11 protein-coding genes are annotated in these 14,679 nt (G+C 53.9%); 5 read left to right on the top strand and 6 right to left on the bottom strand.

Annotated features, from left to right (window positions below):
* Window positions 1-388: 388 nt before the first annotated feature.
* The gene (locus tag H6F43_RS06390) at window positions 389-1,897 is read right to left on the bottom strand and encodes a bifunctional serine/threonine protein kinase/MFS transporter (RefSeq protein ID WP_190341785.1); all 1,509 of its coding nucleotides are present in this window, start codon (window positions 1,895-1,897) and stop codon (window positions 389-391) included.
* 5 nt (window positions 1,898-1,902) lie between these two features.
* Window positions 1,903-2,925 (bottom strand): LysR family transcriptional regulator, encoded by a 1,023-nt coding sequence (locus H6F43_RS06385; RefSeq protein WP_190341783.1) that lies wholly within the window; start codon window positions 2,923-2,925, stop codon window positions 1,903-1,905.
* Window positions 2,926-3,103: 178 nt separating this feature from the next.
* Between H6F43_RS06385 and H6F43_RS06380 the strand changes: the two genes are divergently transcribed.
* From H6F43_RS06380 to codB, 5 genes are all read left to right on the top strand, one after another.
* Window positions 3,104-3,991, top strand: coding sequence for a hypothetical protein (locus H6F43_RS06380; protein ID WP_190341781.1), 888 nt, complete (start codon window positions 3,104-3,106; stop codon window positions 3,989-3,991).
* 45 nt (window positions 3,992-4,036) lie between these two features.
* A complete protein-coding gene (locus H6F43_RS06375; RefSeq protein ID WP_190341779.1) occupies window positions 4,037-4,522 on the top strand; it encodes a 2Fe-2S iron-sulfur cluster-binding protein in 486 nt (161 codons plus the stop codon).
* Between the two features lie 109 nt (window positions 4,523-4,631).
* Window positions 4,632-5,105: a phycobilisome protein gene (locus H6F43_RS06370; protein ID WP_190341777.1), complete on the top strand. Its 474-nt coding sequence runs from the start codon at window positions 4,632-4,634 to the stop codon at window positions 5,103-5,105.
* A 91-nt stretch (window positions 5,106-5,196) separates the two neighbouring features.
* Window positions 5,197-7,824 (top strand): alanine--tRNA ligase, encoded by a 2,628-nt coding sequence (gene alaS / locus H6F43_RS06365; protein WP_190341775.1) that lies wholly within the window; start codon window positions 5,197-5,199, stop codon window positions 7,822-7,824.
* Window positions 7,825-7,935: 111 nt separating this feature from the next.
* Complete coding sequence (gene codB / locus H6F43_RS06360) at window positions 7,936-9,234, top strand: cytosine permease (protein WP_190341773.1); 1,299 nt, start codon at window positions 7,936-7,938, stop codon at window positions 9,232-9,234.
* A gap of 29 nt (window positions 9,235-9,263) precedes the next feature.
* Here codB and H6F43_RS06355 read toward each other — a convergent pair whose 3' ends face one another.
* The 4 genes from H6F43_RS06355 to H6F43_RS06340 form a co-directional block, all read right to left on the bottom strand.
* A complete protein-coding gene (locus H6F43_RS06355; protein ID WP_190341771.1) occupies window positions 9,264-9,995 on the bottom strand; it encodes a hypothetical protein in 732 nt (243 codons plus the stop codon).
* A gap of 245 nt (window positions 9,996-10,240) precedes the next feature.
* Window positions 10,241-11,362 carry a restriction endonuclease gene (locus tag H6F43_RS06350; RefSeq protein WP_190341769.1) on the bottom strand — a complete coding sequence of 374 codons (1,122 nt, stop codon included), beginning with the start codon at window positions 11,360-11,362 and terminating at the stop codon, window positions 10,241-10,243.
* Between the two features lie 39 nt (window positions 11,363-11,401).
* Window positions 11,402-13,738, bottom strand: coding sequence for a ribonuclease R family protein (locus H6F43_RS06345; protein ID WP_190341766.1), 2,337 nt, complete (start codon window positions 13,736-13,738; stop codon window positions 11,402-11,404).
* Between the two features lie 464 nt (window positions 13,739-14,202).
* Window positions 14,203-14,679, bottom strand: a 477-nt coding sequence (locus H6F43_RS06340; RefSeq protein WP_190341764.1) for a 4'-phosphopantetheinyl transferase superfamily protein, incomplete at its 5' end; no start/stop codon positions are given.

Raw genomic sequence — 14,679 nt, 5'->3', positions numbered from 1 at the left:
CGACTCAAATCCGATCCGGGGCGATTGGACAACCACCATACCCCACCACCGACCACTCCAGCCGTTAGCAACAAAGTCAAAATCAACGTTGCAGTTTCGTTCTTAGGAGACATGGCTTGCGTCAAACCTGCTACTTAAGGTTTATCAAGGCTGTCGTGTTTTGACCACTAGCAGGTCGCTTCAGGCAGAGCAGGTGTGAATATTCAGGAGTAGGGAGCAGACGATCGCTCCGGCTCTGCTAGCGTTTGTAGTCGTTAATGTTGCGAAATAAACTATTTGATGCAGAACGAAATTGCGACTCTGCACGAGTAGCCACACGATCGATCGCATCAGTTCCGTACAGGCATCAGGGGAAATGAGCTGCCGAGGAGCAAAGATGCCGCGATCATCACAGAAAGGTGGAGAGAATTTTGTAGATCAGGCGGAAGAGGGTCGTAATGGCAACAGCGACCAAGCCTGTGAAGACTGCCAGCGCTACAACCGCCAGAATCAGATTTCCACCCGTCGCTGCTAGCAGAACTGCCACGATCGGATTGGTACCCGTCGCAACAAAACTCCGCAGCAGCGGAAACCCGACCACGATCGCCAGCGTTACCCCCGCAATAATTGGCAAATCCTTGCCTTCAATGGCGCGTCGCGATTGGGCAAACACGAGTCCAGCAGACAGAAACAGCCACAATCCAGCACTCGCCACTGAAGGAATTGGCAAACTGAACAGCGCGATCGCGAGTAAGCCCGCTTCAAAGCCAGTAAAGGCGGCTTCGCTAATCAGTTCCAACGTGGAGAACGGGGCGATCGCTGGGCGTTGAGGAGCAGAAGAAGCAGGAGGAGCGGACTTCGGTGAGGGAGCGGGTGGAGTGGGAAGTGGGGGGCGAGGAACCGCAGGCGAGGGGGGAGCGGAGGCAGATGGGACAGGCGGAACTGGGGGTGAGACAGGAGGCGGGGCAGAGCGAGGTTTTAGGGCTTCTAAAGCGTCGGCAGCCGATTGGTACCGCTGGCTGGGCGATGCTACCAACATACGATCGAGCACGACCGCGAAGGCAGGGCTAACCTGAGCAACGTGCGATTTCCAAGCCCAGGTGTTGCGGTACGAGTCGAACAAATCATTCGGCTCTTTGCCCGTCAGCAGCGTCAAGCACGTCACTGCCAGCGCATATAGATCGGTGGAGGGATAGACCTGCCCGCCGGAAACCTGTTCGGGTGGCGCAAATCCCAGCGAGTAGATGCCTGTGGATTTGTTGGGCGTCCCAGCTTTGGTTGCCTGCTTCACCGCACCAAAATCGAGCAGGTAAAACCGCCCGTTGCGGTGCTGCATGATGTTAGAGGGCTTGATGTCACGATGGATTGAGCCGTGCTCATGAACAAACGTGAGGATCTCTAGGACTTCCTTCAGCATCGATCGCACCTCTGTTTCAGAAAGTGGACCATTGCGCTCTAGAATTTCCTCCATCGTTTGCCCGTCGATAAATTCCTGTACTAAGTAGAAAAACTTATCGTGTTTTCCCGGTTGCAGACTATCTACGGTCAACTCAAAGAAGGCGAATAGATCAGGAATCAGCGGATGCGTGTTTCCCAACTCTGCCAGAACTTCAGCTTCGCGCTCAAACAGGTTTTGGGCAATTTCAAGCTGTGCCGCGTTGAGATTACCTGAAGGTAGGAACTGCTTGACCACGCGCTGTGGCAGCTTAATCATGTCACGATCGCGCGCTAGAAACGCTGCGCCAAACCCTCCTTGCCCTAGGAGACGAGCGGGTAGATACCGCCCCCTCAGAATTAGCGGCATTCCACAGGCGGTGCAGTATTTCTGCTGCACTGTTCTCAATGTGGCAGGATTGTCCAGATCCGGGTAAACGTTAATGGGTCTGGGACAACCAGGACGAGTGCAGTAGAGGTCCATGCGCGTTAAGGTTCAACGTCTGGCGTGACGAAACGACTGCTGACGGACGCGACGGGCTTTAGTCGCTCGGTCGGCTCGGTAGGAAAATGCTCGATCGCACCCGTATGAAGTGACGCAAACTGGGGCAAAACATCTTTACAAAAGGCTTCAGCGGCTTTGGAGCGGTAGCGGTTTGGATTGATGATCACTGACAGCATCCGCTTGACGACGACCTCATGAATTTTTGCTCGGTGCAGCATGCCCATCTGGAGTTCTTTTTCGATCGCCGTCGTCGAAACAAACGCAGCCCCCAAGCCCGACTGTACTGCGTTCTTGATAGCCTCGATCGAGTTTAGCTCCATCTCTACCTTGAGGCGGCGAGTTTCAATTCCACAGCGAGCAAGCACCTGGTCGATCACCTTGCGAATCGTTGATTGGGAATCTAACGCGATGAATTGAAGCTTATACAGGTCGTCCTTCTGAATGGTGTCAATCTTTGCCAGAGGGTGAAAGACCGGAAGAATCAGTGCAAGTTCATCTTCAGCATAGGGAATAATCTCTAAAGAGTCTTGCAGTTCTGGGGAAATTTCGCCTCCAATAATTGCTAAGTCGATTTGTCCATTCGCCACGCTCCAGGAGGTTCGACGGGTTGAATGAACGTGTAGCTGCACGGCTACATCGGGATATTTCTGCCGGAACAGTCCAATCATGCGCGGCAGTAGGTAGGTTCCAGTCGTTTGGCTGGCTCCAATAATCAGCGTGCCGCCCTGAAGATTTTGCAAGTCTTCGATCGCCCGACACGTTTCCTGACACAGCGTTAGAATTTTCTCGCCATAGCTTAAAAGGAGATGTCCCGCTTCAGTTAACTGCGCCCGTCTGCCGCCTCGGTCAAACAGGGGAACATCCAACTGGCGCTCTAGGTTCTGTACCTGTAAGCTAACCGCAGGCTGTGATACATACAAGCTATCCGCAGCGCGCTTGAAGCTCCCCTCGGCAGCGATCGCTTTGAGAATTCGGAGTTGATCCAGAGTAAAAGGAAGGTCAGACATAGAGCTAAACCTGCAAAATGGAAGGAGCCTGAACGAATGTACAACGATGGATGGACGTATGGATTTGATAAGTGAGTGCAAATTGGGGGGCTTCTAGCACTGGAGACACGGTAAACCGCTTAAGTCCAGTCTCCAGCAATCGTGTGGCATGTATTGTGTAGAAACGTAAATTAAATTTATGAAGCAGGAGGTTATTCAAGATTTTCTGAATCTACCAGGAATTGTCGGGATTGCCCTAATGGATGGACGTTCTCGACCCTACTTCTTCGGGGTTGATCGCACCCTGAATTTTCAGCAGAAAGAGGCGCTGGCTCAGGGAATCTTGCAGGTTATCGAAACTATTCCAGATGGGTTTGAGTCCTTTGAATTTCAATTTACTGGGCAACAGGTTCACATTTATAAGCTGTCACACGGAATTATTCTGCTGGTTCTAACTCGGAATGATTTAGTCTATCCAGATTATCTAAAAACTATTAAAAATTTAAAAGCGGCGCTTCATGACGACCTTACGAATGCGATCGCCACATTTCGATTAGTCGCTGGGACCATTACCTACCCTGACCTAGAGTATTCCAAGGCAGCGGCATCTGCTGAGAAGGCTCATAAGCCAGCGATCGCCAACGACCCTCCCACGCTAGCGACTGAAGACCCGCCTGTCAAAGCCATTCCCCCCGTTCCCCCACCCGTTGACTTGCCGCCCACGCTCGAGCTGCCTCTAGCCGCGCCACCCAACTCGGCTGCAACGCTGGCAGACGTCATTGAGGCGCTCAATCATCTCAGTAGGTTTACGCTGAATTACCTGGGCGTCCGAGTGGTTGCGAACTACTGGAAATCTACGAGTCCAGATCACGAGTGGCTGAACAACTTCCTGGTGGATCGCTCCGCCCAGTTCAGCGTCATGGAGTCCAGCCTGCTGGTTGATTCGCTCAAACCTCAAGAGCTTCAGTGGATTCGCGAGTGGGTTGCTGCCTTTATTCAGCGCTGTGCTCAGGTTGTCCGCACGTTTCCGTCCCTGGTTGAGCACAGCCCACTCAGCCCAGAACATAAAGCGCTACTGCTGGGGTAAATTTGACCGAACCCGTTTTGTCCCTTGCTTGTTTAGGAGCTTCTCATGGCTAAAACTGTCCGGCTTGAACCGATCGCCCAAGATACGTCGATCCAGACCAATGGCAACCTGCTCTCAGTGCTGATTAACAAAGACTTAGACGTGCTAAGAGAGTGCGGCGGTCGGGGCATGTGTGCAACTTGCCACGTGTACGTTAATCACGGGATGCAAGCCCTTTCACCGATTAACCGCCGAGAGCAGCGGACTCTGGAAGTCATTACCTCCTGCAAGCCGAATTCTCGATTGGCGTGTCAGGCGCGGGTGCTGTCCAATGGCGTCGTGGTTGAGCTACCGCCTGGAATGTACATCAACTCTTTAAAGGATATTGAAGATCTGATTGGGCGGCGCGCTGAGCAAGACTTGCTGCACCCGTTGACTGGACAGGTGCTTGTAGAGGCGGGAAAGCTGATTACGCGATCAATGATGCGGCAAATTGAAGACACAACCAGCTTCAGCATGAACGAGTACTTCTCACATTCGAGTGATGTTTGATTGAGGCAGTTGGTGGTACTACTGGTTACGTTACCTACTACCGGTTGCCCCTAAGCGCCTAGGCAATCGTGGGTACACTAAGCGAGCCGTTTACCCTGCAAAATTTCCAATGCTGAGTCAGCTAGAAAGGTTAAGCCGCGCTGCTGATGGGCGCTATGCCACCGACGAAGAACTTCAGTTCATTGACGACTATATGAAAACGTATAGTCTGCGGCTACAGACCTATCAACGACTGCAAGACGTTGAAGCGGAGATCGTCCAGCGCGTCTACGCCAAAATGCGATCGATCGATCCTAACCTGTTCATGAATGGCAGCGAAGATATCAGCGCTAAATGGAAGCGGGATACGATTCTCGTCCTGCGATACTCCGCCGTTGCTCTACTGCTGAACGACCCCGACACGCTATGTGAACGGCTCCTATTCTGGCTGCAAACTGTCATGAAAGCGTTCGGTGCTCAGCGGAGCTGCCGCATCACGTATGAAGTCATGCAGGATGTCGTGAAGCAACAGTTGTCACCGCCCCAAGCAAGCCTGTTCTGCTCCATCTTGGAGGTGAACTGCCGCTTGCTTGGAATCAGCTAATGTTCTTCCGCGCTGCCTCGGCGGTAATCATCTCCCTGACTCCCCCAATCCTAGGGCATTATTAAAGGAGAGACTTTCCCCTTCGATGATCATGGCTATCCCCAAGACTGGCGCAGATATTCGGCAAGCGTTTCTCGACTTTTATGCTGTAAGAGAACATGAGGTCCTTCCCAGCGCCTCGCTTGTGCCGGAAGATCCGACCGTGCTGCTGACGATCGCCGGAATGCTGCCGTTCAAGCCGATCTTTCTGGGACAGCGCCCTGCGGAGTTTCCCCGCGCCACTACGTCGCAGAAGTGCATCCGCACCAACGACATCGAAAACGTTGGACGCACCGCCCGCCACCACACGTTCTTCGAGATGCTGGGCAACTTTAGCTTTGGGGACTACTTTAAGTCGCAGGCGATCGCGTGGGCATGGGAACTATCAACGAAGGTCTTCGGACTGCCGCCAGAGCGTCTGGTTGTCAGCGTGTTCGAGGACGACGATGAGGCGTTTGCCCTCTGGCGCGACGAGATCGGCATTCCGGCACACCGGATTCAGCGCATGGGCGAAAAGGACAATTTTTGGGTGTCGGGTCCCACGGGTCCCTGTGGTCCTTGCTCCGAAATCTACTACGACTTCAAGCCAGAACTGGGCGACGACGCGATCGACCTGGAAGACGATTCGCGCTTCCTGGAGTTCTACAATCTGGTGTTCATGCAGTACAACCGCGATGCGGAGGGCAACTTGACGCCGCTAGCCAGCCAGAACATCGACACCGGAATGGGGCTGGATCGAATGGCGCAGATTCTCCAGCAGGTGCCCAACAACTACGAAACGGATCTAATTTTCCCGATCATCGAAAAGGCAGCGGCGATCGCCAATGTAGACTATGCTACGGCTGACGAAGCCACTCAGGTCGCGCTGAAAGTGATTGGTGACCACACCCGCGCCGTGGTGCACATGCTTGCGGATGGCATTGTGGCGTCGAATGAGGGACGCGGCTATGTGCTGCGACGGCTGATTCGGCGTGTGATTCGCTACGGTCGCCTGATTGGAATTGAACGAGAGTTTACGCCGATCGTGGCAGAAATGGCGATTGCGCTGGGGGAATCTGCCTATCCCAATGTGCGCAAGATGGAACGCGTGATCAAGGTATCGTTGCAGCGCGAGGAAGTTAGCTTTTTGAAGACGCTCGATCGTGGTGAGCGCATTCTCTCCGACATTATTGAGCAGGTCGGTCCAGGTGGACAGCTTTCTGGCACCGACGCCTTCAAATTATTCGACACCTATGGGTTTCCGCTGGAGCTAACGCAGGAAATTGCCGCTGAGAAGAACCTGACTGTGGATGCGGGCGGGTTTGAAGCGGAGATGGAAAAGCAGCGGATTCGATCGCAGCAAGCGCACGAAACCGTAGATTTGACGGCGCAGAGCACCCTAGATAGACTCGCAGACCACATCGAGCAAACCGAGTTTTTGGGCTACACGCGATCCTCGTCGGATGCAGTCCTGCAAGTGCTAATGATGGATGGCAAATCGGTGCAGCAGGCAGAGGCGGGTAGCGAGGTGCAGGTCGTTTTAGATCAAACTCCGTTCTATGCCGAATCGGGTGGGCAGATTGGCGATCGGGGTTATCTCTCCGGTGATAACGTGCTCGTCCGGGTTGAAGATGTGAAAAAAGAATCTGCCTTTTTCGTCCACTTTGGGCGGATCGAGCGAGGCACGCTGCATGTGGGTGACTCGGTGGTGGCGCAGATTGACCTCGCCTGCCGTCGTCGCGTTCAAGCGCATCACACTGCAACTCATCTGCTGCAAGCGGCTCTGAAACGGATTGTGGACGACAACATTTCTCAGGCGGGGTCGCTAGTTGCCTTCGATCGCCTCCGCTTCGATTTCAACTGCCCCCGCGCCCTGACACCCGAAGAAGTGCAGCAGGTCGAGGATCAGGTCAACACCTGGATTGCCGAAGCTCACGCGGCGCAAATTTCGGTGATGCCGTTGGCAGACGCAAAGGCACGCGGCGCGATTGCTATGTTTGGTGAAAAGTACAGCAGCGAAGTTCGCGTGCTGGACTTTCCGGGCGTGTCGATGGAGCTGTGTGGTGGCACCCATGTAGCCAACACGGCGGAGATTGGGCTATTCAAAATCGTGTCGGAAACGGGCGTTGCCGCTGGGATTCGCCGCATCGAAGCGGTTGCGGGTCCAGCCGTGCTGGAGTACCTGAATCTGCGCGATGGCGTGGTAAAAGAGTTGAGCGATCGCTTCAAGGTGAAGCCGGAAGAGGTGGTCGATCGCATCACGACGCTGCAAACAGAGCTGAAAACGACGCAGAAGCAGCTTGAAACGGTCAAGAGCCAGCTAGCGCTAGCAAAAGCAACGCAGCTACTCGACGCGGCGGAGGCGGTTGGAGAGTTTCAGGTTCTGGTCGCCTCAATGGACGATGCCGATCCAGATGCGCTGAAGACGGCTGCCGAACAGCTTCAGCAGAAGTTGAAGAACGGAGCGGTCGTGCTGGGGTCGGCACCTGCGGCAGATAAGGTCAGCCTGGTTGCGGCGTTCAGTCCAGCCGTGATTCAAAAAGGAGTGCAGGCAGGCAAGTTCATTGGCGCGATCGCCAAACTCTGCGGTGGCGGCGGCGGTGGACGCCCGAATCTAGCGCAGGCGGGTGGACGCGATGCCAGCAAGCTGCCTGAGGCGCTGGATCAAGCGCGTCAGCAGTTGCACACAGATTTGCAGTAGCTGATCGGGCGATTGCTGCTCGGATAGTGGCTTAGAATACCGTTTGTTGATTCGCTTCCGGCTCAGAATACTCTTCATCGAGTGGCTAAATTCGTGAAGGGGCATGAAAGCATGAGCGCGGTTGGTGAGTCACAAACGGTTGTTGAGTCGCAAGCGAGTGAAGACTATCCATTAACGGCGGTACCAGCGGAGGCACGGCGATCGCTGCTGTCGATGGCGTTCATGCTGCTGGGCTTTACCCTCTACTCAGGAACCTTTTTCGCAGGCGGGTTAGTTGGTCCTGCCTTCCGATTTTTTCCAGACTTAGTTGTGCTGTTAGTTGTGGGGAACCTGATTCTGGGAGGCTACGCGGCGGCACTCGGCTATATTGCCTCCAAAACTGGGCTCTCTACCGTATTGATGGCGCGATCGAGCTTTGGCAGTGTGGGTTCTCGCTGGGTAGATTTTATTCTTGGATTCACCCAAATCGGTTGGTATGCGTGGGGGTCCGGACTAATCGCGGATCTACTGAATAAGCTGGCGGGTGTACCCACCTCCTGGAATTGGGCGATCGTTCTATTCTTCACGTATTTCTTTTGTATAACCGCGTATATTGGCTACCGCGCGATGGACTGGTACAGCCGCATTGCCGTTCCTGCCATTATTGTTTTGATGCTGTGGAGCCTGTCGATTGCAGCAAGTCAAGCAGGTGGATTTGCAGGTGCTCAAGCAATCCAACCAACAGCACAACTGGATATCGGTGCTGCGTTAACGATCATTGTGGGAACGTTCATTTCAGGCGGCACGCAGGCAACCAATTGGAGCCGCTTCGCCAACTCCCCCCGCACGGCAACCCTGGCAACCCTAGCTGCCTTTTTTATTGCAAACGGGTTTGTCGTGTTTGGTGGCGCGTTCAGCGCATTGGTGTATCAGGACTTTGATATGGTGTCGGTGATGGCGAAGCAGGGATTGCTGATTCCCGGATTTATCCTGCTGTTCCTCAACATGTGGAGCACTCAGGACAACACCATTTACGCGTTTTCGATCGCGTTTTGCCACATGTTCCGCACGAAGAAGCGGACGTTCTTTGTCTTAATCGGCGCGACGATCGCCCTGGCTCTAACCTGGGGTGGCATCTACGAAAGCAAACAGTTCATCGGCTTTTTAATCTTGCTGGGAACGTTCATTCCGCCGATCGGAGGTGTGATCATGGCAGATTACTGGCTGTATCGACGCGGACAGTTTCCGGCGCTAGAGGAGCCTCAGCCTGCGTTTAACTGGGCTGGCGTTATTGCCTATGTTGTAGCCTCCGCGATCGCCTACTACTCATCGGGCATTAAGCCGATCAATGGCATTATTGCTGCTGCCGTTCTCTACTTTATCTTGGCAAAGTTAATCCCGAGTAATCGCCGCAGTGAAGTCATCAAGTAAAGGCATTCTTGTAGTCTGGCATCCCTCTGCTATCGCATGAACTCGTCCTGCGCGGGTTTTGCCGTGGTGCGACGATCGCTCGGCGGTTCTAGCTTGTACGGGTTCTGCGGCTCTTCGGGCATCAGGAATCGATTCCCCCAGCCGCCGTTAATGTCTTCAACTTTGGGCGATGGTCGCGTGGTTCCCCCGGTAGGAAGGGCAACGGCGATCGTCTCTGCTGCCTGCACAAAGCGTTGACCATCGGTGGTCGTGCGAACAAGTCCGGCTTCCAGCGTTTTCCCCTGTTTTTGTAGCTCTTGCTCAATGGCTTGTAGCGCATCTGCTCGACTGCTGGGCGGCAGCGTTGCAACAAATACTACTTCGGGCTGCGATCGCAGCGATAGTCCCATCTGCGACTGGCTAATCTGCCACGCTTCCTGAAAGCGACCATCGGGCGCAACTTGCCATAGCTTCAGCGTTGTCTGCCATTTTCCATTGGTCACTGGTACGGTCTGGTACGCCAGCACGGAGTAGGTCGGCTTGGAGTCGAGTTTGCGCGAGGCTTCGCTGCTGGGATACAGATAGCGCACTGCTGCGACTCGGATGAATTTCTGATCGGGCAAATCAGTGGTGCCGTTAAGGGTGTAGGCTCCAGGCATTGGTTCCGCCCGTACCTGAAATTGCAGGTTTCCACTGGTGGATGATCTTGTTACCAGTGGCAGGCGCACCTCGGCGCACCCAAATAGCAGTAATGCAGCGACACTAGCCATCACGCGAGACATGAGACAACCCTCGATCGACGCTTCCGACACGAGGGTACATCTAGCGCTATCGGGATTCCACGCGATCGACGCTAGCTTCATCAGCTTTTTAGCAAATTGTTATGAAATGAACAATTACCTTACTTCTGTACGGATGACGGAGCAGCGCTCATTCCCTGCTGTAGGTGGACCACCCTATCATTTGGGGTGTATTCACATGAAATCCGCTGTGTGATTGGATACAGCAAACACGCAACCATAAACTCTCAGGACTGCTTTAAATCCGCGATCGTGGAATGCGCTTCCAGGTAGTCCAGCAAGTTGAGGAAGTCGGTTTTGGGCAGGCAGCGTCCGCCGATCGAGTTAAACGCCAATTGATTCGCCTCACCGTTGTAAATGTGGTAGCCCCAGTAGAAAAGCTGGCGACTATTGCGGATGGCAACTTCATCGGGATCAATGAACTTGAAGCGCGAATCGTGCTGCGAGAGTTCCGCGAAGTAGCGGTGATACTGCTCTTTCAGCACGTCGCTTCGACGAGTTTCGTCCTCAAAATAATTGTTGATCAGCACAAACAGGTAAGCAGTTTTATTGAAGCGACGAATCAATTCCAGAGTTTGACGAATCACATACCCGTTTTTGTTCAGCCCCAACGGATTCAGCGTTGTTGGAATTAGACAGTAAGAAAAACGCTCAACCAGTTCACGAGGATTCTTTTCAAATACAGGTGAGCAGTCGCAAACGATAATTTTTTCATCGAATGGATTGTCTGGTTCCCATTCATTCGCGTTGTAAATAGTGACCGTGCTGCCGGGTCGAGTTTTGCTGCCGGGTAGCTTGATCCCCTCCCCTAGCAGCGTGGTCAAATTCTTCTGCGGGTCCAAATCGATCAGCGCGACATCATAGCCGGACAGGGCAAAAGCACCCGCCAAATGAGCGCTCACCGTCGTTTTTCCAACGCCACCTTTGCTTGTGAAGACACCAAGATACAGAGGTTCTCGGCGCGGGGGTGGCGGTGGTGTCCCATGACCGCGACTGATCCACTCCACCTTGCCCTCTTTGTCTTTAATCACTGCCAGTCGAGCTTTTGGGTGCTGCTCTTGAGCAAAGTAGGTCAGCGCAGGCTGCGAAAAGCCGCTGGAGGTAATGAAAAATCCGCGGGTGAAGCGGGCAGCGATCGGCAAATCTAGAAACTCTAGAAACTGCGCTAGCTGGGGAACTCGCACAGGCGCTTTGTAGTTCTTCACCTGAATTGCGACAACTTCACCGCCCTTGCTGGCTTCGATGTCGTAGCCTTTCGTGTTGGCAGGAGGCAGTTTGACGGTCCAACCTGCTTTCGTTAGCAGCAGAGCAACCACCTTCTCAAAGTCTTTCGAGTTCTCGAACGGCATAGATGCGTGGACCAAATTGCAGCAGTTCAGCGGACCTCTCTAATCTATCGGTTCTGCATCCATCTCTGCTGCATCAGGTGCATCATCCGGTTCTGCCTCATCTACGGCTTCGCTGCCGCCGCCCAGCGAGATCAAGTCAATCTGCTGGCGATAGTAGTCCACACTTTTCACTTGAACTTCGATGCGATCGCCCAAACGATACTGCTTGCGGTTCTTGCGCCCAACCAGCGTTTGCTGGCGCGATCGGTACTCGTACCAATCGTCCTTGAGCGAACTGACGTGGACGAGTCCCTCGACCAACAGCTCTTCGATCTCCACAAACAGTCCGTAGGACTGCACGCCCGTAATCAGCCCGTGGAAAATTTCGCCTGTGCGCTCCCGCATCAGTTCGGCTTTCTTCAAGCCTTCCAAGTCCTGCTCAGCTTCTTGAGCAACTTTCTCGCGTTCGCTCAAATGCACCACCACCGAGGCAAAGTAGGATTCAAGCTCTTGCTGAATCTCCGGCGGCAACACATTCCAGGTAATATTACCGTGACTGGAGCTGTGACGTAGATTGACCGTTTCTTTTGATCGAGTGGATTTGCGATCGCGCCCTTCGTCAAATACCGCGTGAAGCACGCGCTGGATCAGCAGATCGGGGTAGCGTCGCACTGGAGACGTGAAGTGCGTGTAGCCCTGCTCTAGCGCCAATCCAAAGTGAGACTTCGGCGTAGTGCTGTAGAACGCAGGCTTTAGCGTCTCCAGCAGCAGGTAGGTCAACACTCGCTCCGCGTCAGACTCGGCAAACTTCTGGGTGAACTGCTGGTAGTCTTGGGGGCGCACGCTGTCTTCCTGCTCTAAGTGCAGTTCAATCTCCATGTTTGCCGCCAGCTTCATCAATTCCTGTACGTCGTCCGGGTCGGGACTGGGATGGACGCGGTAGAGCCCAGGCACCCCGAGCGCCTGAATATGCTCGGCAACGATATGGTTTGCCAGCAGCATCACTTCCGCGATCATCGCGTGCGTAGGCACAGAGGGCGTCACGACCATTGCGCTGAGTGCGCCTTCGTCGTCGTAGTGGAACTTCGGCGTGAACAAGGCATCATCGCCGTTTGCGATCGGCTTTTCTGGCAGGTTGAGTTCAAACGCTCCTCGCTTGCGGCGCTGTTCTTTTAGGGCGTGGCTCAACTCCGATAGCTGATCCAATAGCTCAAAAATGGGCCCAAACGCATTGATGTCAACGCTACTTGCGCCGTTTGAGCGCTCCAAAATCGCCTGCGCCTGCTCGTAGCTGAGTTGGTGATCCACCTGAATCACCGTCGGCTGAATCTCGTACTCCACGAGTTGTCCTTCCGCATCCAGCGTCACCAGCACCGAAACAGCAAGGCGGTCCTTCCCCACCTGAAACGCACACAGATCACCGGAGATGGCATCGGGCAGCATCGGAATCACGACATCGCCCAGATACACCGAGGTGCCTCGCCTGCGGGCTTCCCGATCGATCGCCGAATCCGCCCCGACGTAGTGCGCTACATCCGCAATGTGAATCCCTAAGCGCCAGTGTCCGGTGTCGGTCTTCTCCAAGGTAATCGCGTCGTCGCGACTGTCTGCCGCCTCGTCGCTGTCGGCTTTCAGCGTAATTGTGGTTAAGCCACGCAGGTCTACCCGCTGGTTTAGCTCAGTCTTGCCAACGCGACTCGATAGCTCCTTTGCTGCCGTTAGCACTACTTCGGAGAACGATCGCGGCAAATCGTGTTTGCAGCACACGATGTCAATGTCTGAGGCGTCCGTGTCTGTTCCCAGAACTTGAGCAATTTTACCCTGAGGTGGGTTTTGTCCCAGCGGGTAGCGCAGCACCTCCACATGCACCAGCTTGTCGACCGACCCTTCTAAATCGTGTCCGTTCGCCTGCAGGTTCAACTCAAACAGCAGTCGATCATCAAGCGGCACCGCCCGAAAGCCTTCCTCTGCTTGCTTGACCCGCGCCAACACCGTCGGATTCGATCGCTCCATAATCAGCCGCACCTCGCCTTCAGGGCTGCGTTTGCGGCTGCCTTCCTTCGTCACTTTGACCAAGACCCGATCGCCGTTCCAAGCGTTGTTCAGTTGGCTCTCGCGAATGTAGACATCTTCGGCTCCTTCTACATCCTGAATTGCAAAACAAAAGCCTTTACTGGAGCAGCGGAGTTTTCCTTCAACGACGCCCTCTTCACCCATGCGGCGATAGCGTCCTCGGTCTTTTGCCAGCACGCCAATCTTCTCTAATGCATCCAGGGCGATTTGTAGCTTGCGCAAACTAGTTGCGTCGTTGCAATCTAGTTTCTTCTCTAAGGCTTTTGGAGCAACCAGTTTGTCGTCTGTAAAGCTTGCTAGTAAGTCAGCGATCGAAAATTCCATGAAGCGGTCAATCCTCGTTTGCTCAATTCCGGAATAGCACGTCGATAATCACGGCTGGACTACCTGCAACGGTCTTCCACACTGCCGATCGAGAAAAATCAGCGGATGACTCGGTTAGCGTTGCGCGTTCGAACGTTCCCCAGCATCTCTCGGTTCAGAGTTTCCTCAATGCCTTGATGCTCACTATTCTGTCATCACTTCAAGAGAGTAGAGCAGTCGAGTCATCCAGCCGCGTAACGATCGCTCGTGTGTCGCAGAACTTGGATTGTAGACGTTGCGATTCAAACCAAGCAACGAATCAAGGCACTGCAAGCAATCTTAGAGAGATGAACCACCGGGGAAAGCGTGCTTTAAAGTGTAGACATAGCTTTAAACACGCTGTACTCTTCTTACACTTTAATTCATCCTTTCGTATGAAGTGTAGTTCTGTCAAATTCTGTTAGAGGGTTTTGCCTGTGCCGCCGTTAAACTGGTGGCCAGTCCCAAAACTCGATCGGTTTTAAGGAGCCCTGAACAGCGATTGCCGCGAGGCAGTCAGGAGCCGGACTGAATGAGTGCAACTGCCAAGCTGGGGCAGTATCATCACCCAAGCGCATCAGTGTGGCAACTCCGTTTGTGAACGCTACCTCGACCGATTCCAGATCTGCCAGTCCCACTCCCAGCGCCTTCAGCACGGCTTCTTTACTGGTCCAGTGCTGAAAAAATGCATAGAGACGCTGTTCTGGTGGCAGAGCATGAATCGTGCGGTGCTCCTGCGGTAGAAAGAAGCGCTCGGTGAGCTGCTCTAGGTCGGCTGTGGAACGGATGAATTCCAGATCGATACCGACTGGGTGATCGATCGTCACTGCACACAGCAACATGGCTTGTGAATGCGACAGATTGAACTGAAATCGGCACGGTGGATAGTTCAGCACTGGCTTGCCTCGCGGCTCATAGCCAAA

This window comes from Leptolyngbya sp. FACHB-36 (assembly GCF_014695955.1).
In the GTDB taxonomy this organism is placed as follows: Bacteria; Cyanobacteriota; Cyanobacteriia; order Leptolyngbyales; family Leptolyngbyaceae; genus FACHB-36.
This window is presented reverse-complemented; position numbering and strand designations above follow the sequence as displayed.